This is a genomic window from Flavobacterium potami, assembly GCF_020026915.1.
Lineage (GTDB): Bacteria > Bacteroidota > Bacteroidia > Flavobacteriales > Flavobacteriaceae > Flavobacterium > Flavobacterium potami.
This window is the reverse complement of record NZ_JAINUY010000002.1, coordinates 643639-668354: the sequence shown is the minus strand read 5'-3', so window position 1 is coordinate 668354 and position 24716 is coordinate 643639. Positions and strand designations below refer to the sequence as shown.

The window sequence follows — 24716 nt, the reverse complement described above, 5'->3', positions numbered from 1 at the left end:
TAACGAAACAGAATTAATATTTAATCTGAGACCATTTAGTAGAATTTAACGGCGATACTTTGTTCAATACATCGGTTAAATCGGTTACGGTAATACTTGGGCCACCAGAAAAAACAGAAACAATTTCATCTGATTTTGCATCAAAGAAAACCCGTGTTATAAAAGCATTTGGCTTAACCGAATTTAATTTACCAATAAGCATAAGGGCTGATTTTATTTTTTCTTTTGAAGCTTTCAAATCTAAAGTCATCCCGTCCATACCTGTATGATAAGCATACATAGTCTGGCGCAAATCACTGTAAGTTGGCGCAATCATATCATTAATCAAAAAATAACGATTCTGGATTCCGTCTGCCTGACTCCAACCTTTAAAACCTCCTTGTTGCGCTACACTTGCGATATTTTGTGCTGTCTGAAAATAAGGATTTCCTGCTCCCATCTGAAAACTATCAGCATCCATACCCAAAATCATGTAACAATAAAAGGATATTACAGAAACTAAGTTAGAATCGTAAGTACTTGGATTAAACAACAAAGGTTCATACTCCGTATATCTAAAATTAAAATCTTTGTCATTATAATTTAAGATTGGAGAAGAATAGGTTGAATTAAAAATCAATCGAGAAGATTGTACTTGAATGGTTCCTGTAAATTGATCGGAACTATTAGATGACAAAGTAATATACATCGAACAGTTTATCCTTTCGTTTTGTTTCAAAGTCGAACCTGTCCAATCTGTTTTGTTTACAAACTCAGAAAGAGAAGTCTGAAGCGTCTTAAAAACCTGATTATTCGGATTTGTAAGTCGCTCTGTATTAATAGTCACTGTACAGTTTAGCTGTTGCCCTTGCACAAAACCAAAGCATAAAAAAACCAATAGCGTAACTATCTTATTCATCATCATCTAAATATTTAATTTTATAACACAAATCATTTCGACTTATGTTTTCGGCGTATACTTTAATTTATGATTTTGAAAAATGCTCCATAACTTTATTCAAAATATCAGCCGCCACAGATTCTTTTGATTTTAATTCCATTGGCTCGATTTCAAAATTCTTATCAATAAAGGTTACTTTATTGGTTTCTTTTTTAAAACCGGCTCCCTTATCTTGTAAGGAATTTAAAACAATCAAATCTAAGTTTTTTTTCTGAATTTTCAACTTAGCATTTTCAATTTCATTTTCAGTTTCTAATGCAAATCCAATCAGAAACTGATTTTTTTTGATTAAACCCAATGAAGACAATATATCTTTTGTCTTTTCAAGCTCAATCGAAAATTCAGCTGCATTTTTTTTAATCTTCTGATCTGCAACAAATTTAGGTTTATAATCTGCAACAGCAGCCGCAGCAATCGCTGCATCAACTTCGTTAAAATACAAATGGCAAGCGTCATACATTTCCTGAGCAGAAACTACATCTATCACTTTAACCAAAGCATTTTTAACTTTATAATGCGTCGGGCCAGCGATTAAAAAAACCTCTGCACCCAAATTAGCTGCTTCATTAGCAATATCAAACCCCATTTTTCCAGAAGAATGATTTCCTATAAAACGTACAGGATCTATAGCTTCGTATGTTGGTCCGGCAGTAACTAATATTTTTTTTCCTTTTAGAGGCAATTTACTTTCTAAATCAGCTTCTAAAAATGCTACAATATTTTCTGGTTCAGCCATTCTCCCTTCGCCAGATAAGCCACTTGCCAATTCTCCATTTTCAGCAGGAATCATAGTATTTCCGAACTGTTTAAGAGCAGCAAAACTTGATAAAGTTGAAGGATGTTTGTACATATCCAAATCCATTGCAGGTGCAAAATAGACTGGACATTTAGCAGATAAATAGGCCGCAATTAGAAGATTATCACAGTTTCCTGTAGCCATTTTAGACAAAGTATTGGCTGTAGCAGGTGCAATCAACATTAAATCGGCCCAAAGACCTAATTCAACATGATTGTTCCAAACTTCATCTTGATCGTCCTGATTAAAAAAGCTGGAATGTACTGGATTTTTAGATAAGGTAGATAACGTAAGTGGGGTTACAAAATCCTTAGAAGCAGGTGTCATGATCACTTGGACATGTGCACCTGCTTTTATAAAAAGTCGTACTAATGAGGCTGTTTTATAGGCTGCAATTCCACCGGAAACACCCAGTAAAATTTTCTTCCCGTTTAAAACTGACATTGTACTGTATTATTTGTTTGAACCTCTGTGGTAAGTTTTTCCGTCTAACCATTCTTGAACGGCTAAAGCGTGTGGTTTTGGTAATTTTTCGTAAAATTTAGAAACTTCGATCTGTTCTTTATTTTCAAAAACTTCCTCAAGACTATCATTATAAGTAGCAAACTCTTCCAATTTCTCTGTCAATTCTTTTTTAATCTCAGAGTTAATTTGGTTTGCTCTTTTAGCCATAATGGTAATTGCCTCATACACATTTCCTGTTGGCTCTTCAATAACTGTTTTATTGTAAGTTATTGTGTTAACAGGAGCATTCGTCTTTTTTAAATCCATGACTTTATTTATTTAGTAAATTTTTGTAAATCTGTTTCAACTCTAGCATACATCTCGTCTGCTTTAACCTTGTATTTTGTATCGCTTTTAAACTTAATTAAGTTATTGTAAGCTACTTTGGCAACATTTAAACGTTCTTCCATTTTTGAAGGCACACTATTAATTGCCAATTGATATGCTGAGTCATATTTATAAAACAACGCATCTTCTTTAAAAGGTGTTCCAGGAAAATCAGCGATAAAATTATCAAAAGCAATCAAAGCTGATTTGTAATCTGAAATCGTATTATATCCTTTAGCATTTTCGTATGCTTTTTTCTCTAATTTACCATTCAGCTTCTGCACCGTCTCGTTTGCCTGCGCAATGTATTCTGAATTTGGATAATTATCGATAAAAGCCTGTAATTTATCTAATGCTTTTACAGTATCTGTTTGATCTAAACTATAAACAGGTGCCAATTTTGAATAGCTGTAAGCTCCTAAAAAAGCAGCTTCCTGAACTTTTTCACTTCTTGGATAACCAGAAACAAAAGCTTCAAACTGATAACCTGCTAAATAGTATTGTTTCGTTTTGTAATACGATTGTGAAAACATGTAAAAAAGCTTTTCTGCCTGAGGTTTTCCTCGGTAAGATGTTGCTAATTGTTCAAAAAGACGAATCGCTTTTGAATATTTACCGGCATCATACATTTTTGTTGCCATTTCAAATTTTGCTGCAACATCTTCATTTTTCAACGCTTTTTGATATTCTCCACATGAGCAAAAAAGAGTTACAACAATTAATAGCGATACTATTTTTTTCATTTTCTTACTGTTATTACAATCTTAGACAATTATGCTAAAGCAAAATAACACCGAAGATTCGGTGGCAAATTTAGTTATTAATTTAGCGACTGCAAAATAATTTTTTAGTATCTTAAAATACTAACACTTTAACAATTATTTAATGCTGTTTTTTACAAAGTCATTTAGTCTTGCAGCGAGTGAATCATCAACAGAAACTAATGGAAGACGAACAGTATTATCAGCAATTCCAAGGGCTTGGAAAATTTGTTTGATTCCTGCCGGATTTCCTTGTTCAAAAATCATATCTATACTATCAGACAAAAAGTAATGGGTTTTGAATGCATCTGCGGCTTTTTTATTCAAACCTAAACGAATCATTTCTGAAAATTCTTTAGGAAAACCTTGTCCAATTACAGAAATAACCCCTGCTCCACCTGCTAAAACAATTGGCAATGCCAACATATCATCTCCAGAGATTACAAGGAAGTCTTTAGGTGCATTTTTAATGATCTGCATTGCCTGAGCCATATCTCCCGCTGCTTCTTTAATAGCTACAACATTATCAAAATCATTAGCCAGACGAATTACTGTAGACGGAAGCATATTACTTGATGTTCTACCAGGAACATTATATAAAATAACCGGAATCGGAGAAGCTTCTGCAATAGCCTTAAAATGTTGATAAATTCCTTCTTGAGTAGGTTTGTTATAATATGGAGAAACAGACAATATTGCTTCAAAAGCAGAAAAATCTCTTGTTTTTAATTCTTCAACAATCTGCATAGTATTATTTCCTCCAACTCCTAAAACTAGAGGCAATCTTCCTTTGTTTACATCGATCACTGTCTTTATAACCAATTCTTTCTCTTCTGTCGTAAGAGTTGCATTTTCTGCAGTTGTTCCCATAACAACAAGATACTCCACTCCTCCATCTATAGAAAAGTTTACAATTCGCTGTAAAGCTTCAATGTCAACTGAAAAATCTTTTTTAAATGGAGTTACCAAAGCAACACCAGTTCCTATTAATGATTGCATATTTTTTATTATAATTTATTTTATGTTTTTTAAATACTTAAACAGTTCTGAAATGAACAGTTTATAATTCTGTAATTCTGTATTAATCATCAAACGGTTTAAACTAGCGTCTACATTAGAAAATCCTACCTTAAATTTAGCTTTTGATTTGCTTGTAATCATCATTAAAAATATATTTTCAATATCATAATAACTCAGCAAAAGGTCAAATTCTGAATTTACAAATTCATTTAAAAAATCTTCCGTAATTTCTCCCTTCCAATTGATGTGTTTTTTACCAAAAGTCGGTCGTAAATAGGTTTCTTTTTCTTTGAATTTTCCGATGTATGCAACAACTTTTATATCTTCTAAAGCAATTCCATAAAGCGTCAATTCATTTATTAAAGAGTCTGACTGCTCAAAATTGCTTTCATCTATCAATAAACCAATAGTTTGAACGTTTTTAGGAAAGACTTTGTTATTTTGATTACTCAAGTTATTATTTAATGTTTTTTTTACAAAAAACTCCTTCATATAATTCAAAAACATAGTACTTTTACCAGATTACAAAATTAATTATTTAAGTTGCATTTAAAATGGTAAAACTAAAAAAGTATAACGGATTTTTAAAACTTTTTGTTATATTCTTAACATTTTTTTTAATAGTATCTTGTAGCCCTAAAAACTACAATTTAACTAAAATCGAAGGAAAACAGCTTCCTGTAACCGAAAAAGCTGCTGAAACTCCTGAAATTGAAAACTTTATAAAGCCGTATCGCGATCATATCAACAAGGATCTTGATAATGTTTTGGCTTTTTGCCCAGAAACACTTGATAAAAGCACTGGAAAATGGCAGACAAGCATTGGTAGCTTACTAGCAGATGTTTGTCTTCAAAGAGGAAATCTTGTTTTTAATGCTCGAGAAAAGAAAAATATCGATTTATGTCTTTTAAATCATGGCGGAATTCGCGCTATTCTTCCTAAAGGAAATGTAACTACAAGAACAGCTTTTGAAATTATGCCTTTTGAAAATAACCTTGTTGTTTTAGGTTTAAAAGGAGAACAAATTTTAGAAATTACAGCATACATTATTAAGGAAAAAAAACCTCAGCCTTTGTCTGGATTGACTTTTACAATTACAAAACAAAATACTGCTAAAGACATCTTGATTCAAGGAAAACCGCTTGATTTAAACAAGGTCTATTATGTTGCTACAAATGATTATCTAGCAAATGGTGGTGATAGCATGACTTTCTTTGCAAAAAGTACTGAAAAGTTTGATCTAAACTATAAACTTAGAAATGTACTGATTGATTACTTTAAAGAGGTAGACACTGTTCTTGCTCCAAAAAACATCAGAATTACTGAAGAATAAAAATTAGAAAACAAGTAAGCATTCCTGCAAAAAAAATATAAAATGAAAAGAAGAGAGTTTATCGAAAAAACAGCAGCAAGTACTGCCCTACTAAGTTTAGGATTGTCTTTGAGCAGTTTTGAAACTAACGATATCAAACATTTAACCATTCTACATACCAATGATGTGCATAGTCACATTGATCCGTTTCCTGCTGATGATCCGCGTAATCCTAATAAAGGTGGTGTCTCTCGTCGTGCAGCTTTAATCGAATCTATTCGAAAAGAAAATCCGAATGTTCTTTTATTAGACGCTGGAGATATTTTTCAAGGAACTCCTTATTTCAATTATTATGGAGGTGAATTGGAATTTAAATTGATGAGTATGATGAAGTACGACGCCTCTACAATTGGAAATCATGATTTTGACAACGGTCTTGACGGATTATATGCACAACTTCCGCACGCAACTTTCGATTTTATCAACTCGAACTATGATTTCAAAAACACGGTTATGGACGGCCATGTTAAACCGTACAAAATCTTCAATAAAAACGGAATTAAAGTTGGTGTTTTTGGTGTTGGAATCGAATTAGCTGGTCTTGTTGATAAAAAATTATACCTGGAAACTGTTTACAATGACCCTGTAGAAGTTGCTCAAGATATGACAAAGCTTTTAAGAAATGAGCAAAAATGTGATTTGGTAATCTGCCTTTCGCATATCGGATATAATTATAAAGATGATGCAACTAAAATCTCTGATTTAAAATTTGCAGCGCAAACGCAGGATATCGATTTGATTATTGGTGGACATACGCATACTTTCTTAGACAAGCCAACTATTGTAAAAAACAAAGCAGGAAAAGATGTTTTGGTAAATCAGGTTGGTTGTTACGGAATTAATTTAGGCCGCATTGACTTTTACTTTGACAAAGACAAAGCGCACACCAATCAAAGTACTTCTATTATTGTATAGGTTTGTTTTGAATTCTGGTTTTTTCCAAAAAATATTCTACCATAAAGTAGTAAGCCAGAATTTGAGTTACATCTCGAATTAAAACCAAAACAATCGAATAGGAAAAATATTCATTGAAAATATAGAAAATATCTGAAAAGATATAACTTACAGCCATAAGGGACATCAACAAAGTAATGTGTGTCCCTTTTGTGATGTAGCTAACAAAGCAGAAATAACTCATTACACTTAATACAATTCCGTAAAAAGTATAAATAGAATTAAATCTGATCATATTGTCCAGTTTTAAACTTAAAACGGAGATCAGCAAATAAACTATAAAAACTACCACAATCGAAATTGGCAAAATGTCTTTTTTAGTTAATTGTATCCTTTCATGTTCTCGAAGAAACAGAAATACAAGCAGTAGGTAAACAACCAAAAAACTAAATACGCCTCCAAGTTCAATATCCATTAAGTCAAAAACCTGACCAACAAAACAAAAGAAAAATATTAGTCCTTCTGTTTTTCTGATTTGGAACTCGCTGCTTATTAAAAAATAAATAAAAATAGCCGGTAGAACAATTGCTTTGGCATACGTCGCAAAAACGTCTTGTTGTGTCCAGTCAAAAATAATGGTACACAACAACGCCAGAAAAAACAGAATTAACGACGGCTTATTCGGTTTCATTTAATTTGTTTATAAAATCTTCTTCAGATAATATAGTCACGTTTAGTTTGGTAGCTTTTTCCAATTTAGCCGGTCCCATATTATCTCCTGCCACAACAAAATCTGTTTTTGCAGAAATCGAGCTTCCTACCTTACCTCCATTGTCTTCAATGGTTTTCTTCAGTTCGTCTCTTGAAAATTGACTAAAAACTCCAGAAACTACAAATGTTTTTCCAATAAATTTTTCTGTAGCATTTGGGTTGATTTTTTCTTCAATTTCAAATTGTATTCCGTAGCTTTTTAAACGTTCAATAATCTTCTGATTCTCTTCGTTTTCAAAGAATTCGATGACACTTTTTGCAATTCTTTCTCCGATTTCATCAACCAGAATTAAATCCATTAAGGAAGCTTTTGCTAAAGCGTCAATATTTTTATAATGTTTAGCTAATTTCTTAGCTACAGTTTCTCCAACAAAACGAATTCCGAGTGCAAACAATACGCTTTCGAAAGGAATTTCTTTAGATTGCTGAACTCCATTTACAAGGTTTTCCGCAGATTTTTGAGCCATTCTTTCCAAATGTAGAATATCTTCTACTTTCAATTCATAAAGATCGGCATAATTGTGTACCAAATTATTTTTGAAAAGCAAAGCCACAGTTTCTCCTCCAAGGCCTTCAATATCCATTGCTTTTCTTGAAATATAATGCTGCACTCTTCCTATAATTTGTGGAGGACATCCGTAGAAATTAGGGCAATAATGATTTGCTTCTCCTACATTTCTAACCAATTCGGTATGACATTCTGGACAATAAGCAATATAATGTGTTTTCTCTGAATTTTCAGGACGTTTTTCTAAATCTACTGCAATGATTTTTGGAATGATTTCTCCTCCTTTTTCAACAAAAACAGTATCATTTATACGAATATCTAATTTTTCAATCTGATCGGCATTATGCAAAGAAGCTCTTTTTACAATTGTTCCTGCAAGCTGTACAGGCTCTAAATTGGCAACTGGCGTGATTGCACCTGTTCTTCCAACTTGATAAGAAATAGATTTTAATTTTGTTGAAACCTGTTCTGATTTGAATTTATAAGCAATTGCCCAACGAGGCAATTTTGCTGTATATCCTAATTCTTCTTGATGTTGAATGCTGTTTACTTTAATTACAACACCATCTGTTTCGTAAGGCAAATTATGACGGTGGACATCCCAATAATCTATAAAGTCAAAAACTTCGTTCATGTTATGGACTAATTTCGCTTCTTTTGGTACTTTGAATCCCCAGTTTCTTGCTGATTCCAAACCTTCAAATTGAGATTTAAATGGAAGATTATTTCCTGTAACAAAATACAACAAACACTCTAAAGGTCGTTTGGCAACCTCAGCACTATCTTGCAATTTTAAACTTCCAGAAGCAGTATTTCTTGGGTTTGAATAGGGTGTTTCTCCAATTTCAATTAATTCCTGATTCATTTTTTCGAACCCCTTAAAAGGCAGAATGATTTCGCCTCGAATATCGAATTTATCAGGATAATTCCCTTTTAAGTGTAGAGGAATTGATTTTATAGTTTTAATATTATTGGTTACCTCATCTCCTTGAAAACCATCTCCACGTGTTAATGCCTGAACTAGTTTTCCGTTTTCGTAACTTATACTAATTGAAGCACCATCGTATTTTAATTCGCAGGTATATTGTAAATCAACATTTCCTAATACTTTTTGAATGCGGTTTTCCCAATCCAAAAGATCTTCTTTAGAATATGAATTATCCAAAGAATACATTCTGTATTGATGTGCTATTGTTTTGAAATTTTTGGTAATGGCACCTCCAACTCTTTGCGTAGGCGAATTTTCATCAAAAAACTCTGGATGTTTATTTTCTAAATCCTGAAGTTCTTTTAGCTTGATATCAAAATCATAATCTGAAATTGTGGCATTGTCTAACACATAATAATTATAATTGTGTTGATTAAGTTCATTTCTAAGGTTTTGAATGGTCTCTTGAATGCTCATAAATTTCTAAAATATTGCAGATTATAAATGTGAAAAACTTTATATCAAAATTAGAATTTATTTTTGTTCGAAAGCATAAAAAATGAAAGTTTTAAAAAATCAAAAATCAGACTGCAAATTCATGCAGTCTGATTTTCTCCTTGTCCATTATTCTTAAAAAAGAATTAATAAAACCAACTTCCAAATGGTTTTGGCGCTTTATGCTTAATATTGATTATCAACAACCTACAATATAAGCATAGAACTATTTTTGAATAATGATAAAATCGGAACGTCTATTTAAAAGATGTTCTTCTTCTGTACATTTTACACCATTTTTACATTTATTTATTAATCTGGTTTCGCCATAACCAATTGCGCTTTCAATTCGAGATGGATCTATGCCTTGTGAAAGGATATAATCTCTTGTTGATTTTGCTCTGTTGTCTGAAAGTTTCAAGTTGTAAGCATCTTTTCCGCGTGAATCTGTATGCGATTCAATTTTAATAATGATTTTTGGGAATTTCTGCATAATGAAAACTACTTTAGACAATTCTTCTATAGCTTTTGGTGTAATATCGAATTTATCGTAGTCAAAGTAAATCGGATTAACATCGACTTTCTCGACTCCTTTTTTCTTCACAACTAAATCATCGTAGTTACTTAATTCAAAGTTCACATCTCTGATTTCGCCGCCATTTTCCTTAGTTGTTTCAACCGTCTTATCGTCACTGCTGTAATTTGGCTTTGCAGCAATCATTTTTACGACTTTATTACAAGGAACTTCTATAGCATATTGACCGTCGAAATTGGTTTTGGTTTCACCTAGAATTTCACTAAATGAATTATAAGCCATAATGGTTACATCTGCTAATGGCTTTTTACTTTTGTGATCAATTGCCATTCCAGAAATACTCTGATTACAAACTGGTTTCCCTTTCACGAAAGAATAAATATCATCATCGCCTTTTCCTCCTGCTCTGTTAGAAGACAAGTAACCATAGGTATTTGTTCTGTCAATTATAAAAGAAAAATCATCTTTGTTGCTGTTGACCGGAGCACCTAAGTTTCTTGGTACCGAAAAGTTTCCGTTTGCTAGAAATTTACTTTCATAAACATCTAAATCACCATAACCATAATGTCCATCAGAAGAGAAGTATAACATTCCGTTCTGAAAAAATGGAAATACTTCGTTACCAATTGTGTTGATACTTGGCCCTAAATTAGCTGGTGAACTCATTGTACCGTCGGCTGCGATTTTAACGACATATAAGTCTGTTTCTCCGTAACCGCCTGGCATATCAGATGCAAAAAACAACCATTGTCCATCTTCACTTAGTGCCGGGTGTCCAACCGAATATTCATCACTATCAAAGAATACTTTTTGTGGATTTTCTAATTTATTATTTACAATTGATCCTTTAATAATCTGGAAATTGTTAATTTTTGCTTCATCTACCACCAATTTGTTTTTCTTTACAATATTGGTTGAATAATAAATCGTTTTTCCCTGACTATCAAAACTAGCTGTTGCTTCATGATATTTCGTCATTACATTTGGAAGAAAAACTGTTTCGTTAAACAAACTTCCATCTGCAGGATTTCTTTCTGCGTAATATAAATTTAGAAATGGTTGATTGTTCCAAGTGTACAATTTTTCAGCAAAATTTGTTGTATCACGAGCCGATGTAAATACGATATTATCTTTAAAGAAAGTAGCTCCAAAATCTGATTTACTGGTATTGATATCTAAATTTTTAATGGTATAAAGCGGTTTTGCTTTGGCCACGCTGTCCATATATTTCTTTTGGGCAACGTAACGATTAATTTCTGCTTTATCTCCTTTTTTATCCAGATATTCTTTTGTGATTTTATCTGCTTGATCATAATCCATAACAGCTTTCATAGACTGAATATAACGCAGATAATAGATATCGGTCAAATTATTTCCTTGCAATTCATACAGTTTTTTATACCATTTAAGTGCATTTCTAGAATCAGAAATAAAATAATAAGAATCTGCTGCATTTTTTACAGTCTGTGTTGAAGGATCTTTGATGTTTTGTAAAATTTCTTCATAAGCTTTAGAAGCATCTAAATAAGAGAAATTTCTAAACAAAGCATCAGCTTTCTTCAAATTTGTTTTTTGAGCGAAACTAAACGTAACGCTCAAAATTAAACATAGGATATATAGTTTTCTCATAAGTTTTATTTTTAGAAGAATCGAGGAGATTTAATTTTGCTTTGTTTTTGCACAAATTGATAACGCAAGATGATTTCGTGTGAACCATCGTTGTATTTGTTCAATTGGCTTACCGTGTAATCAAATGCATATCCCAGATAAAAACTTGGTGCTACCTGAAAACCTGCCAGTATACTCACAGAATCATCTGTTCGATACGCTCCTCCTATGACAAATTTTTCCTGAATCATGAAATTTGCCGATACATCAGCTGTAATTGGTGCCCCGCTTACTGCTTTTACTAAAAATGCTGGTTTGAATTTCACACTTGGACTCAAGTCGAAAACATAACCTCCCATTAAATAGAAATGCATACGATCATAATCTATAGATTCCTGAACGTCGTCATAGTAATCATTTCTAAGAAAACTTGGAACAGAAAGTCCTACATACCATTTATCAGTATAGTAATAAATTCCGGCTCCAACCGCCATTTTTATTTGATTGTTAATGTTCTGATTTAACAAAACATCATCGCTATCATAATACCTTCCCTTAGACCAATCGATGTTTAGCATTCTTGCTCCAGCTTTCAAACCAAAAGCAAGTCTTTTTTCATACCCAAGAGGTATTGAATATGCAAAATTTCCATCGAAATATAATTCGTTAGAAGGTCCAATTTTATCGTTAACAATACTCAAACCCAAACCAATATTTTCATTTCGAAGAGGAGAATGAATAGAGAAAGATTGTGTTTGCGGTGCTCCGGAAATTCCAACCCATTGAGAACGATATAGAAGTGCTGCTTCTGTAGTGCCCGTAGACCCGGCATAAGCCGGATTTACAGACATTGTGTTATACATATATTGCGTATACTGAGGCTCTTGTTGCGCTATGGCACAAACCGAGATTAAAGAACATATTAAAATGAAATACGTTTCTAATGATTTTATATATAGTTTCATAACGATACTTATTTAGTTTAATTAATTTGATTAATAGAAGTGGATTATCTCATAATAGACAACCAGCCTTTTTTAACCGTTCCATCTCCAATGGTTATCACATAAAAATAAGTACCTGTTGGAAGCATATCTCCTCTATTAACAACTCCAGATACATTTGCAGTTCCGTCCCAGTCATTTTCATAATGTACTTTACTATACACCAATGCGCCGTATCTGTTAAATACTTTCAACTCGTTGTTTGGATGAGTTTCGATACAATCAATTCTGAACAGATCATTTTTACCGTCATTGTTTGGAGTAAACTCATTGTAAACTGTTAAACAAATTGGTTCTAATGTTACTGAAGCTGAATTATTTGTCGCATCAACATCTAAAGGAGTTGAAGTCTCAACAGTTGCGGTACTTGTATAAGTACCTCCAGGTAATACTTCTGCAACGATTGTCAATACCACACTTTCGCCAGCATTTAATCTTGGAATCGTCCAAAGCTGTGTAGTCGGATCATAAACTCCTGTTGTTGTAGAAGAACTTACTAACTCTAATCCGCTAGGAATTAAATTACTAACAACAGTATTTATAAAATCACCTTCACCAACATTGTTTACTGTGATGGTAAATGTTACCTGCTCACCAAAATTAGGAGTCGGATTACTAACTGTATTTGTAATTGTTAAGTCTGAACAACTTGACACACTAACATTTAATGTTTTAATTGTTCTTTCATCACAATTGTTAATGTAAGCCACTGTTACTGTTCCAGGACCAATATCTGACCATGAAACTGTTACTGAACCATCAGATGTTGTTCCTCCTGAAACTATTGTTCCTCCGTTAATTGTCCATAAGTAACTAGATTTTCCATTTGCAATTGAATATGTCACTCCTTTGAAAACACATGGAGTATCATCTGTAGTTGCAATTTGAACTGCTGCATCATCTTCAAATGAAACCGTAATTCCTAATCTAGGTCCATTGTCGCAACCATTAGTAGTATTACTCAATGCACCTGCATAATAAGTTGTTGCAGTAAGCGGAGTATTTGCTGCTAGTGGTGTTCCGCCAGTTGGAGTTGTATAGAAAACTACGTTTGCTTCATTTACTAGAATATTAGCCAATGTTGGAGCAGCATTTAGACAGAAAGTTTGGGAAGTTCTTGGTGTCGTAATCACACTAGGTGCATTTACGTTAACCACAACCATCAATCTAACTGGATTTTCGCAACCATTTGCACTTGCAATCGCTCCATAATAAGTACCTGTTGTAAGAGCAGTTGTCGCTGGTATTGCTGTTCCTCCTGTTGCTGTACTATACCAAATTACATTTGCTTCATTTACCTGAATACTGGCAATTGTTGGTGTATTTAGCGTACAGAAATTTTGAGTTGTGTTATTAGTTGTTGGAGTTCCGCTTGGATCAACAACTGTAACTGTAACTTGTAAACGAGTAGTGCTTTCGCATCCTGTTGCAGCATCTATAACATTTCCGAAATAAATTCCAGAAGTTAAAGGTGTTGTAGAAGGAATTGCTGTTCCTCCTGTTGCTGCTGTAAACCAAGTCACATTAGTTTCATTAACTTGAATATTAGCAACTGTTGGCGCACTTGTAGAACAGAAAGTCTGAGCTGCATTATTAGTCGTTGGGTTAATTGTATTTCCAACTGTAACGGCAACTTGTAATCTTACACTGCTTTCACAACCTGTTGCTGGATCTTTAATTGCTCCGAAATAAGTTCCAGTAGTTAAGACCGCATTAGCAGCAAGTACAGTTCCTCCAGTTGAAATGGTATACCAAACTACATTACTTTCGTTAACTTGAATACTAGCAACTGTCGGATTTGTTCCTGAACAGAATGTTTGTGATGCAGCTGTTGTTGTTGGCGTTGCAGGATCTGTTACACTAATAGTAACTTGTAATCTTGTAACGCTTTGACAACCAGTCGTTGCATCTACTAACGCTGCATAATATGTACCGCTTGTTAAGGCTGTTGTTGCAGGAATCACTGTTCCTCCTGTCGAAGCATTGTACCAAACCACGTTTGTTTCGTTTGTTTGAATATTTGCAAACGTTGGTGCATTTACTAAACAGAAATCTTGTGTAGTATCTGTTGTAGTTGGTGTTCCTGGATCTGTAACTGTAATTGCAATTGCCAATCTAGTAGCACTTTCACATCCTGTACCAGCATCTGTTAAAGCTGCATAATAGGTACCAGTTGTTAAGGCCGTTGTTGACGCTATTACATTTCCTCCTGTTTGAGCATCATACCAAACAATATTTGTTTCATTTGTTTGAATACTAGCAAATGTAGGAGCATTTACTGAACAGAAATCTTGTGTAGCATCTGTTGTTGTTGGTGTTCCCGGATCACTTACTGTAACGGTTACCGCTAATCTAATTGAGCTTTCACAGTTTGTTGTTGCATCTGCTAAAGCTGCATAGTAAGTACCACTTGTCAAAGCAGTTGTTGATGCAATCGCTGTACCTCCTGTCGCTGCACTATACCAAACCACATTTGTTTCGTTGGTTTGGATATTAGCAAAAGTTGGTGCATTTACTAAACAGAAGTCCTGAGTTGTATCTGTGGTCGTTGGCGTTGCAGGATCTGATACTGTAACTGTAATCGCCAATCTTGTTGCGCTTTCACAACTAGTTGTTGCATCTACTAAAGCTGCATAATATGTACCGCTTGTTAAAGCTGTTGTTGCAGGAATCGCTGTTCCTCCTGTTGCAGCATTGTACCAAACTACATTTGTTTCATTGGTTTGGATACTTGCAAAAGTTGGATTATTTACTAAACAGAAATCTTGCGTTGCATCTGTTGTTGTTGGTGTTCCTGGATCTGTAACTGTAACTGCAATTGCTAATCTAGTAGCACTTTGACATCCTGTTCCTGCATCTGTTAAAGCTGCGTAATATGTACCTGTTGTCAATGCTGTTGTTGACGCTATTGCATTTCCTCCTGTCGCTGCATCATACCAAACAATATTTGTTTCGTTTGTTTGAATGCTTGCAAAAGTTGGTGCACTTGATAAACAAAAATCTTGAGTTGTATCTGTTGTTGTAGGTGTTCCAGGATCTGTTACACTTACTGCAACTGCAAGTCTAATTGAACTTTCGCAACCTGTAGTCGCATCTAATAATGATGCATAATAGGTACCTGTTGTTAAAGGCGTTGTCGCTGCAATTGCTGTTCCTCCTGTTGCTAAATTATACCAAACCACATTGGTTTCATTGGTTTGAATACTTGCAAATGTTGGAGCATTTACTAAACAGAAATCTTGAGTAGTATCTGTCGTAGTTGGCGTAAGCGGATCTGTTACACTAACTGTAATTGCTAATCTTGTTGCACTTTCACAGGTTGTTGTAGTATTTATTAAAGCTGCGTAATAGATACCACTTGTCAAAGGAGTTGTTGATGGAATTGCCGTTCCTCCAGTTGCAGCATTATACCAAACAACATTTGTCTCATTTGTTTGAATACTTGCAAAAGTTGGTGCATTTACCACGCAGAAATCCTGAGTAAGATCTGTTGTTGTCGGTGTACCTGGATCTGTTACTGTTACTGTAACCGCCAATCTAACACTACTTTCACATCCAATAACTATATCTGTAGCTCCAGCGTAGTAAGTACCACTGATTAATGGAGTTGTAGAAGCCAAAGGCAAACCACCTGTAGGTGTGTTATACCAAACCACATTCGCTTCATTTACCTGAATACTAGCAATTGTTGGAGCGCTAGATAAACAAAAATCTTGCGTGGTATCTGTAGTTGTTGGTGTATTTGGATCATTAATTAATATTACTGCATCTTGTAATGTTCCTGCAAGATTCTCACAAGTATTTGTGCTTGAAACTGCTACGTAGTAAGTACTCGGACTCATCGCTTCTGTAAGTCCAACTGCTGTTAATGAACCTGCTGCATCTATAGTATATGTAACTCCATTAATAACAGCTCCATTTGCAATTGGCTGTGTTTTATTGGCATCTAAATACCAAGTAAATATTGGACTTGTTAATGTAGGTGCACTTGGAGTTAATGTTGCTGATGCATCATGACAAACCGTTAAATCATCAACTAAAATATCATTTACAGTAGATGGTGGTAAAATAGTAAACGTAATTTGTTTTCTATCTGCTGCTGCAGTTTCACAAAATTGATCAGATGTTACTCCAACAAAATAAGTGTAAGTTCCCGGCAACAATCCGTTTACAACTAATTGTGCTGTTGTTTCTCCTGGAATTAACTGACTTGTAGTACCATTAAAACTATACCAAGAATAAACTGGATTAGTCAACACTGGAGTACCACTTAAGCCCGTTGCCAAAGTTACTGATCCTGAAGCTGTACAAACAGATGTCGATGTTCCTCCATTAAGAGTAATATCTGTCAAAGCATTTGCCGGTGCTGAGGCTTTTACCTCAACTGTAACTTCTCCTCTTGCAAAAGTTTCACAACCGTAACGTACTGGCTGAATATAATATTTATAAATTCCTGCAGGCAAATTAGCTGGTATAGTGTAAGAAATACCGGTTGCTACTGAATTCCCTCCTGTTTCTGCATCATACCAAATGTATGTAGAACAAGCTTCTTCAGGTATTTGAAGTTTTATTTCACTTCCTGGACAAACCGTTATTTTATTTTGTGGATCAGCGCCAATTACGGTTGTATTTGCTGTTCTTTCTACAGTATGCACTCTTAAGAAATCCAACACTCCCGCAACACCACCTAAACGAATTCTAACTCTATCATAAATTTCTGTTGGTGAAGAAACTAAAACCATTGCCACAGAATTTCCAGGCAATAATCTTAAACTTAATAAAGTGCTTGTATTTTGAATTGGAGCTCCCACAGCAACATTTCCTAAATAACGCTGAATTGAGAATCCAGTAAGTAAATTAACATCTAAAAGTGCTCCTGGTTTAGAAATCACAATTCTTAGCGTATCACTTACAACAGAAGGTGTTTTAAATTGTACTGTTAAATCAGCTGCAGCTAAAGCACCAACTCCACTATACATAGTAGCATAAGTTGTTATGTCATTATCAGCAACATTCCACGCATCATTTACTCCAACTGCGGCAGTTACTGCTCCTACAGGAAGACCTAAATTTGTAGTTCCGTAAAAAATGTCCTGAATATCTCCAGGTGTACAAGCAACTGCTGTAACTGGTCTATTATAATGAGCATCAAATACTTTTGTGTTTTGTGCTACACTTAAAATTGATGCAGATTGAATTCTAATTCCATCATAATCCTGTGGACCAGATGCATCTGAAGGAACAAATGTAAATTCATAAGTATTATCTCCTGAAATCAGATTCAACAATGAGCCTGATACAGATTGCATTGTTCCAATATCAACTCCGTTTTTAGTTCCAATTACTGATAAATTTTGACCTACAGCTAATAGGCTTAATTCAGAACCTAATTTTACGGTTACTGGTGTTCCTTTAACAATATTAGATGGCCATCCTAAACTCTGCCAAGTTGTACCAACACCTAAAAGTCCGATACCCGTAGTAATTGTTGAAAATGTTTGTGGATTTCCATCTACAGCATTTGCTCCATTAGTAACAGTTCCCGTAATAATTGAGCCAGATGTCTGAGTAGTAGCATAAACACGTTCTGCTAGCGACTGACAGTTACTTAAATCAATAACATTAATCACTTTTGTTGCCGTTCTGCTGCAAATTCCATCACTTGCAACAGCCGTATAGGTATAAACCCCAGGCGTATTTAATGGTCCTGCTGTTGCAGTAGGCAAAGCATTTCCTTGCGGATCAAACCAAGTTACTGTTCCTGTTGAAGTTGCAGTTAAAGCTACAGTTGACCCAACATTTACAGATTCTGAAGGATTTGTTATTACCAGACTTGGTAAGGCATTAATAACAACTGTTACAGATTGTCTCACTGCAGGACAGGTAGTACCTACTTTTTGCGCTTCTATAGAATAAACACCTCCGGTAGTAATATTAGCGGCCGCATCTGCCGTAATTACGTTATTAGAAGGATCATAGAAAGTATAGGTTGTATCTCCCGTAGTATCGAAATTTGTAATTGCATTTCTTAAATTAAAACTTCCACATCCTGGTGCTGGTGTAGCATTTACGATTAAATCCGTAGTTGAAGGGAAATTAACCGTTACTTGTTTTAATGTACCATTTACATTTTCGCAAGTACTTCCTGTTGAAGCTGCGATAAAATAATTATATGGTGAACCTGTAGCATTTAAACCTGTTATTGTAAGCGCCCCAGTTGTTGGATCTTTAGCAAAAGTTGCTGTTCCAATTGTTGTTCCGTTTACAACTTCTGTTGTTTTATTTTGGTCTGTAAAATATCTGAATTGTGCTCCCGCAATAGCTGTTGAAGGAGATAGAACTACACTACCAGCACAACTAGCTTCAGCCGGACTCGGAATTACAATATCTGCTGCAGTTGGAATTGGTAAAACATTTACCGTAACCGCCTGACGAATACTGTTTTCACAACCTAATCTAGTTCTTTGTAAGTAATATGTAGTTGAAGCAGTTAAAGCTGCAGTTGGATTTACTGCTACTATAGCACCTCCTGTTGGAGAATCATACCATGAAAAAGTATCAGCTGAAGCTAAAGCCGAAGTTGCAACTAATGAAGCCGTCTGTCCTACACAAATTGGTGCTGAAGCTCCTGTTATGTTAGCATTTGGAAATCTATATGCCGCTTGGTAAATATATAAATTACTTAACAAAGTTGCAGTACCTCCTAATCTTACCTCTACTCTATCAAATGGTGCAGTTGCAGCAAAACTAGCCTTAAATTTATTCCCAGACAATAACTGAATGTTTAATAAATTACTATTAACTGCTATTCTATCGTTATTAAAAGTTCCTCCATTATAAGTAGCAAGAGTAATATTAGATAATACACTTATATCCAAAATCCCACCAGGAACTTCCAAATCAACATCAATGATATCTCCGGTCTGCCCTGCATTAGCGAAAATTAGTTGTTGTTGTAAATAAGCTCCAACACCAATTGGTACACTAAGTTGTGAATAACTATTGATGTCACCATCTACAGCAAATCCTGGATTAGTAGGTGCACATAAAACACAAAGAACACCATCATTAGATGAATTTTGATTGTTTGCCTGTAAACAAGTACTTGCATTCGCTATAACAGTAACCGCAACAACACCTCTTACAGAATTAATACAACTAGTTGTTGGATTAGAAGCCTGTACATAGTAGTTTTGGTTGGCCGTCAATATAGGTGTTGTATAAGATGTAACACCCGTCGCCACTGGTATAACTCCAGTTGCAACATCATACCAATCATATTGCACTCCTGAAACTGGATTTGAGACTGATAAAGTAACCGTTTGTCCAGATTGAATAATTACATTCGAAGAAACAAATGTTGGAGTAGCTGGAATTGGGCTTACAGTTATGTTAACTGCAGTACGTGCTGCTGTTGAGATACAATCTCCAATGGCGGCTTCTACATAGTAACTTGTATTTACCGCTAATGCTGGAGTTGTAAATGACGTTCCCGTAAATACCAAATTACCCCCTGTTGCAGCATCATACCAATTATAAACGGTACCCACAACCGGCGCCTGAACAGTTAATGTAGTAGTTTGTCCACTACAAATTGTTGATGCAGATGCACTAACTGTTGGCTGTACAGGATTTGTAATTGTAACATTAACTGGATTTCTCTCACTATTTAAACAACCGTTTCTAGTAACTTGTACATAATATGTTGTTGATGCAGTCAAAGCTGGTGTTGTATATGATGCAGTCGAAGCTAATGGAGTTCCTCCAGTTGCTGCGCTATACCAATTTATTGTTTCACCAACTGCAAGTGATGCCGTTAAAGTTGTTGTTTGTCCGCTACAAATAGTTTGATTACCAGTAATTGATGGTTCTTTATATCTGTAAGTTGCCTGATAAATATCTACACTGGTCAATAAAGTAGCTAAGCCTCCTAGTCGAATTTCAACGCGGTCAAAATTTGCTCCAGCAGTCACACTAGCTCTAAAACGGTTGCCTGTTAATAATTGCAAAGTAACTAACGAATTATTACTTATTTGCGTTCTATCATTGTTGTAAGTTGCTCCATTATAAGTAGCCAAACTAACAACTCCTAACAATGAAACATCTGCCAAACCTCCAGGTAACTCCATTTCCACATCTACAATATCTCCCGCTTTTCCAGGATTACCAAATTGTAATGTCTGTTGAACATATCCTGTTACTAAACCAACTGGAACAGTAAGTCGCGTTGCTGTTGCTGGATTTCCATCTACAGCGTTATTCGGATTTGAAGAAGTACACAATAAGCACAAACCATTTTGAACTATCTGCTGGCTTCCAGCTTCAAGACATCCTACTAAAGATGCTGGCTGAACAGTAACCAATACCGGCACTCTCGCTGAACTTACGCAACTTCCGTTTGGACTCTGAGCTTCTACATAGTATGTTTTAGTAGCTGTTAAAATTGGAGTTGTAAATGTTGCCGTATTTGTGGCAACCGCCGTACCTCCTGTAGCTACTTCATACCAATTTAATTGCGCACCTACATCTGGAGTCGAAGCGCTCAATGTTGCATTTTGCCCTGATTGAATAGTAACACTCTGTGTTAAAACCGTTGGCGTAGTTGGTACAGCCGTCGAAACAACATTTACCTGAGTACGAGTTGGACTAATACAACTTCCTATAGAAGCTTCTACATAAAATGGAGTAGTTCCCAAAGGAACTGTAGGAGAATAAGTTGTTCCCGAAGCTAATGCACTTCCTCCACTAGCAGCTGAATACCAAGAATATGTCGTTCCTGGAATAGCATTCAGAACCGATAAAGTAGTTTGTTGAGTAGCTCCTGTAGAACAAACAACAGTTCCTGAATTATTAATTGCCGGTGCAACCGGATTTGAAACATTTAATACAACAGGTACACGAACATTTCCTTCACATCCTGCACCTCTTGAAATTGCTATATAATATGTTGTGGTAGCACTCAACGCTGGAGTAGTAAAAGTATTCCCCGTTGCTAATGGTGTAGTAGACGAAGGGGAACTATACCACGTTAATGTAGTACCAGCCGCTGGAGTTGCTGTTAATGTTGTAGCAGAACCAGCACAAACAGTTTGTGTAAAACCACCCGTAACAGCCGTTGGCTGCGCATATTCAATACGAACATCATAAATTCTCAAACTTACTAAGGCATTTAAAAGTCCACCAACTTGAATTTGAATTTGATTAGCATCACCTGTTAAAGTATACTTTGCAACAGCAACGGTATTACCTGTAAGCAGATTTAGGTTCAAAAGCGGACTATTTAAAGCCACACTTGAACCTACATTTGTACCTGAATTTTTAGCCTGAATAGAGGCCGTCGATAACAACGAAACATCAAGCAATCCGTTACCAGTACCGAAGTAAATGGCAATTTGATCTCCGGCCCTCGCCGTCTGACCTAAGTTCATTGTTTCTTCAACAAAACATCCTACTCCAACAACACTGTTAAGAGTTGCATAAGTAGTTAAGCCTGCGCTGTCAAAGGCGTTGGCAGGACTATCCACACTCAATCCAACACACAATAATCCACCTTCGCTATTAGTTTGAGACGTTGGTCTACAAATTGTTTGCGAAAATGCATTACTGCATATCAGAAATAACGTTAAAAGCCCTAATAATCTCTTGTGTAGTTTGAGATTACAAAAAGTAGATTTTTTTTTCATAATTTGGAAGATTAGAAAATGGACAATAAAACACCTCTCGCAATAGGCACAAATACCTACGCAATTAAACAATCAATTATAAATCAAATAGTTAAAACATAATCTAAAAACCTAGAATCAGATTTTCAAACAACGTTTCAGAAAAAATTATGTTGAATTTGGTATCTCTACGTATACCCAGAACAGTTCTTATCTCGCCGAGATAAAAAATATTCCATTTTTTTGGAGGAAAAATGCTTGTAGCCACTTTTCCAAGAGGAGTGATTTGTTGCAGGTCTAATTTTCATAATGAAAACCTTTAGTTAAAAGTAGAATGGGGAAATTCTCTTTATATAAGTTGCTGAATATTTCCAGATAAAGGTGATTACTCTTTAATTTGAATTTTAAGTTGATTACTCTTAAAAATCCAATATTCAACAATATTTTTTAGGTACCACAAAATTTACCATTTTTAACAAGTCTAGTGGATTGTAAAAAAAATGATAAATCAAGAAATGAAAATTTTAATAAAAGTTTTAATAGAGAAGAAAAATTCAATTTGTTCTTAATGTTTAGCGAAGCAATAAAATGATTTAAAGCTAATACTAAACAAACAACTAAACTAAATTTGATAAAGAAAGTAATTGTCAACTCCATAGACACACTTATTACGTTATTAATAGATTTTTTCATCTTCAAAAAAAATGCATAAAGGGGATATGTCTTATTTAAAAAAATCTTCCCTTGATCCGCTTCATTTTAAAAAGAACATTAAAGCAAAAACTTTGTTTAACTTTTGTATTTTAAAATTAACAAAAACAAAAACACGAAACAAGGATAAAATTCCTATAAATTACTCCAAAACCTACTATCACACATTTAACACAGCTTAAAAACATCAGAAAAATCAACCACTTTAACAAAATTATGCTTTCATTGTTTTCTTAAACAAAAAATTGAATAAAATATGTTAAAATCTACAAAAGAAAGTAAAAACTTACATTTAAGAAAAAATTAACTCACAAAATATCCGCAATACAGACCTAATTATCGACGAAATGCATATTACAAATTATTTTGTTCAAAGTTTGAAAGATTTTAAAAAAAAGCGTAGAAATACCTGTTCAAGAAAAGAAAAAAGAATAAACAAAAGTTAAAAAAATAAAAAAAAGGCAAACAATTAACTTCTAATTGTTTGCCTTTCAAAAAAAACTTTTTAAGCTTTAAGACTCTATAATTGTATTAATTTGATTAAAAAGCTGTCCGTCACTTAAAAATGCCCCTTGTTTGATCAATTCAAAAATCGAAGCATTTCTTTCATCGCTGAACACTTTTTTTCCTACTTTCATTTCAATATTCTCAGTAAACATATTATCACTAAGCCATTGCAATCCTTCTTTAGTTAAAAAATCAGTTTCAGCAGAAAGTGACTTCAAAACAATAGATTGTATATAAGTATCGAAACAATGAAACAGAAATATATGGTGCTTAGAAAAATGCTCTAAATATTCTGCTCTTGAAAGTACTCCCTCCCAAATCAAATCAGAAAAAACATCTAGCTCCTGTTCAGCAACTTCAGGCTTATTAATTTTAAGCTCATCCCATTCTTTCTTATCAATTGCTTGAGTTGCCAAAAAACTTGCAAATTCAGCATGCAGTTCATCAAACTGTTCTTTTGTTAATCTTGCGTATTTCATTTCAAATAAACCTTTTATTAACTTTTATTTTATTTCAAAAAAAAATCCCGATTTACATCGGGATTTTTGTATACTTTTTCAAACTATTACTTTTCAGCAACAATTTCGTATGGTAATTCAACGATAACATCTCTATGTAAACGGATGCTTGCATTGTATTTTCCTGTACGTTTTACGATACCACTAGTGATGAATTTTCTATCGATAGCGTTACCTGATTTTTCTAATGCCTCAGCAATATCAATATTAGTAACAGAACCAAAAAGTTTTTCTCCACCAGCTTTAGCAGTAATTTTAATTTCAAGAGCTTTTAAAGTTTCAGCAGTTGCTTTTGCATCAGCAACAACTTTAGCTTCTTTGTGAGCTCTTTGTTTTAAATTTTCAGCTAAAACTTTTTTAGCAGAAGGAGTTGCTAAAGTAGCAAAACCTTGAGGGATTAAAAAGTTACGACCGTAACCAGGTTTTACAGATACTACATCATCTTTAAATCCTAAGTTTTGTACGTCTTGTTTTAAAATAATTTCCATGTTGTTGTCCTTATAATTTTAGAAGTTAGGTTCTGCTTCAACAGAAACCAGCGACTAGAGTTTTTATACTATTTTAATAAATCGGCCACGTATGGCATTAAAGCTAAGTGACGAGCTCTTTTTACAGCTACAGAAACTTTTCTTTGGTATTTTAATGAAGTTCCAGTTAAACGACGAGGAAGAATTTTTCCTTGCTCATTAACGAATTTCAATAAGAAATCAGCATCTTTATAATCGATGTATTTGATTCCAGATTTTTTGAAACGGCAATACTTTTTAGTTTTGTTAGTTTCAATGTTTAAAGGCGTTAAATATCTGATATCTCCGTCTTTTTTTCCTTTTGCAGATTGCTCAATTGTAGACATA

16 protein-coding genes are annotated in these 24716 nt (G+C 34.3%); 2 read left to right on the top strand and 14 right to left on the bottom strand.

The window, feature by feature from the left end:
- Positions 1-13: 13 nt before the first annotated feature.
- The 6 genes from porD to K6T82_RS08730 all read right to left on the bottom strand — a co-directional run bounded on the left by porD (position 14) and on the right by K6T82_RS08730 (position 4840).
- Positions 14-898 (bottom strand): type IX secretion system protein PorD, encoded by an 885-nt coding sequence (porD, locus tag K6T82_RS08755; RefSeq protein WP_223705696.1) that lies wholly within the window; start codon positions 896-898, stop codon positions 14-16.
- A gap of 67 nt (positions 899-965) precedes the next feature.
- Positions 966-2180 carry a bifunctional phosphopantothenoylcysteine decarboxylase/phosphopantothenate--cysteine ligase CoaBC gene (coaBC, locus tag K6T82_RS08750; protein WP_223705547.1) on the bottom strand — a complete coding sequence of 405 codons (1215 nt, stop codon included), beginning with the start codon at positions 2178-2180 and terminating at the stop codon, positions 966-968.
- A gap of 9 nt (positions 2181-2189) precedes the next feature.
- Positions 2190-2507, bottom strand: coding sequence for a DNA-directed RNA polymerase subunit omega (locus K6T82_RS08745; protein WP_007807938.1), 318 nt, complete (start codon positions 2505-2507; stop codon positions 2190-2192).
- 8 nt (positions 2508-2515) lie between these two features.
- The gene (locus K6T82_RS08740) at positions 2516-3310 is read right to left on the bottom strand and encodes an outer membrane protein assembly factor BamD (RefSeq protein ID WP_223705546.1); all 795 of its coding nucleotides are present in this window, start codon (positions 3308-3310) and stop codon (positions 2516-2518) included.
- 135 nt (positions 3311-3445) lie between these two features.
- Positions 3446-4327, bottom strand: a complete 882-nt coding sequence (dapA, locus tag K6T82_RS08735) for a 4-hydroxy-tetrahydrodipicolinate synthase (RefSeq protein WP_223705545.1) — start codon at positions 4325-4327, stop codon at positions 3446-3448.
- Positions 4328-4342: 15 nt separating this feature from the next.
- Entirely contained in the window at positions 4343-4840 is a 498-nt protein-coding gene (locus tag K6T82_RS08730) for a DUF6913 domain-containing protein (protein ID WP_420828326.1), read from the bottom strand.
- 62 nt (positions 4841-4902) lie between these two features.
- Between K6T82_RS08730 and K6T82_RS08725 the strand changes: the two genes are divergently transcribed.
- Positions 4903-5682 carry a 5'-nucleotidase C-terminal domain-containing protein gene (locus K6T82_RS08725; protein ID WP_223705543.1) on the top strand — a complete coding sequence of 260 codons (780 nt, stop codon included), beginning with the start codon at positions 4903-4905 and terminating at the stop codon, positions 5680-5682.
- A 42-nt stretch (positions 5683-5724) separates the two neighbouring features.
- A complete protein-coding gene (locus K6T82_RS08720; RefSeq protein ID WP_223705542.1) occupies positions 5725-6636 on the top strand; it encodes a bifunctional metallophosphatase/5'-nucleotidase in 912 nt (303 codons plus the stop codon).
- On the opposite strand, the gene K6T82_RS08715 is transcribed toward K6T82_RS08720, so the two are convergent.
- The 8 genes from K6T82_RS08715 to rpsR form a co-directional block, all read right to left on the bottom strand.
- The gene (locus tag K6T82_RS08715) at positions 6626-7306 is read right to left on the bottom strand and encodes a hypothetical protein (RefSeq protein ID WP_223705541.1); all 681 of its coding nucleotides are present in this window, start codon (positions 7304-7306) and stop codon (positions 6626-6628) included. The genes K6T82_RS08720 and K6T82_RS08715 overlap by 11 nt on opposite strands.
- Positions 7293-9299 carry an NAD-dependent DNA ligase LigA gene (gene ligA, locus K6T82_RS08710; protein ID WP_223705540.1) on the bottom strand — a complete coding sequence of 669 codons (2007 nt, stop codon included), beginning with the start codon at positions 9297-9299 and terminating at the stop codon, positions 7293-7295. The genes K6T82_RS08715 and ligA overlap by 14 nt, the downstream gene beginning before the upstream one ends.
- A 244-nt stretch (positions 9300-9543) precedes the next feature.
- Complete coding sequence (locus tag K6T82_RS08705) at positions 9544-11481, bottom strand: OmpA family protein (protein WP_223705539.1); 1938 nt, start codon at positions 11479-11481, stop codon at positions 9544-9546.
- A gap of 11 nt (positions 11482-11492) precedes the next feature.
- On the bottom strand, positions 11493-12425 hold the full coding sequence (locus K6T82_RS08700; protein ID WP_223705538.1) for a PorP/SprF family type IX secretion system membrane protein: 933 nt from the start codon (positions 12423-12425) through the stop codon (positions 11493-11495).
- Positions 12426-12469: 44 nt separating this feature from the next.
- Positions 12470-22147, bottom strand: coding sequence for an Ig-like domain-containing protein (locus K6T82_RS08695; RefSeq protein ID WP_223705537.1), 9678 nt, complete (start codon positions 22145-22147; stop codon positions 12470-12472).
- 1202 nt (positions 22148-23349) lie between these two features.
- On the bottom strand, positions 23350-23823 hold the full coding sequence (locus tag K6T82_RS08690) for a DUF6495 family protein (protein ID WP_223705536.1): 474 nt from the start codon (positions 23821-23823) through the stop codon (positions 23350-23352).
- A gap of 86 nt (positions 23824-23909) precedes the next feature.
- Positions 23910-24350 (bottom strand): 50S ribosomal protein L9, encoded by a 441-nt coding sequence (gene rplI, locus K6T82_RS08685; protein ID WP_223705535.1) that lies wholly within the window; start codon positions 24348-24350, stop codon positions 23910-23912.
- A 68-nt stretch (positions 24351-24418) separates the two neighbouring features.
- Positions 24419-24715, bottom strand: a complete 297-nt coding sequence (rpsR, locus tag K6T82_RS08680; protein WP_002987043.1) for a 30S ribosomal protein S18 — start codon at positions 24713-24715, stop codon at positions 24419-24421.
- Position 24716: the final 1 nt, after the last annotated feature.

Bases quoted from the DNA above. Each gene is read 5' to 3' on its own strand.
- rpsR (WP_002987043.1), bottom strand. From the start codon at position 24,715: ATGTCTACAATTGAGCAATCTGCAAAAGGAAAAAAAGACGGAGATATC.
- K6T82_RS08700 (WP_223705538.1), bottom strand. From the start codon at position 12,425: ATGAAACTATATATAAAATCATTAGAAACGTATTTCATTTTAATATGT.
- ligA (WP_223705540.1), bottom strand. From the start codon at position 9,299: ATGAGCATTCAAGAGACCATTCAAAACCTTAGAAATGAACTTAATCAA.
- rplI (WP_223705535.1), bottom strand. From the start codon at position 24,350: ATGGAAATTATTTTAAAACAAGACGTACAAAACTTAGGATTTAAAGAT.
- coaBC (WP_223705547.1), bottom strand. From the start codon at position 2,180: ATGTCAGTTTTAAACGGGAAGAAAATTTTACTGGGTGTTTCCGGTGGA.
- K6T82_RS08695 (WP_223705537.1), bottom strand. From the start codon at position 22,147: ATGAAAAAAAAATCTACTTTTTGTAATCTCAAACTACACAAGAGATTA.
- K6T82_RS08720 (WP_223705542.1), top strand. From the start codon at position 5,725: ATGAAAAGAAGAGAGTTTATCGAAAAAACAGCAGCAAGTACTGCCCTA.
- K6T82_RS08715 (WP_223705541.1), bottom strand. From the start codon at position 7,306: ATGAAACCGAATAAGCCGTCGTTAATTCTGTTTTTTCTGGCGTTGTTG.
- K6T82_RS08705 (WP_223705539.1), bottom strand. From the start codon at position 11,481: ATGAGAAAACTATATATCCTATGTTTAATTTTGAGCGTTACGTTTAGT.
- K6T82_RS08690 (WP_223705536.1), bottom strand. From the start codon at position 23,823: ATGAAATACGCAAGATTAACAAAAGAACAGTTTGATGAACTGCATGCT.
- K6T82_RS08740 (WP_223705546.1), bottom strand. From the start codon at position 3,310: ATGAAAAAAATAGTATCGCTATTAATTGTTGTAACTCTTTTTTGCTCA.
- K6T82_RS08745 (WP_007807938.1), bottom strand. From the start codon at position 2,507: ATGGATTTAAAAAAGACGAATGCTCCTGTTAACACAATAACTTACAAT.
- K6T82_RS08725 (WP_223705543.1), top strand. From the start codon at position 4,903: ATGGTAAAACTAAAAAAGTATAACGGATTTTTAAAACTTTTTGTTATA.
- porD (WP_223705696.1), bottom strand. From the start codon at position 898: ATGAATAAGATAGTTACGCTATTGGTTTTTTTATGCTTTGGTTTTGTG.
- K6T82_RS08730 (WP_420828326.1), bottom strand. From the start codon at position 4,840: ATGAAGGAGTTTTTTGTAAAAAAAACATTAAATAATAACTTGAGTAAT.
- dapA (WP_223705545.1), bottom strand. From the start codon at position 4,327: ATGCAATCATTAATAGGAACTGGTGTTGCTTTGGTAACTCCATTTAAA.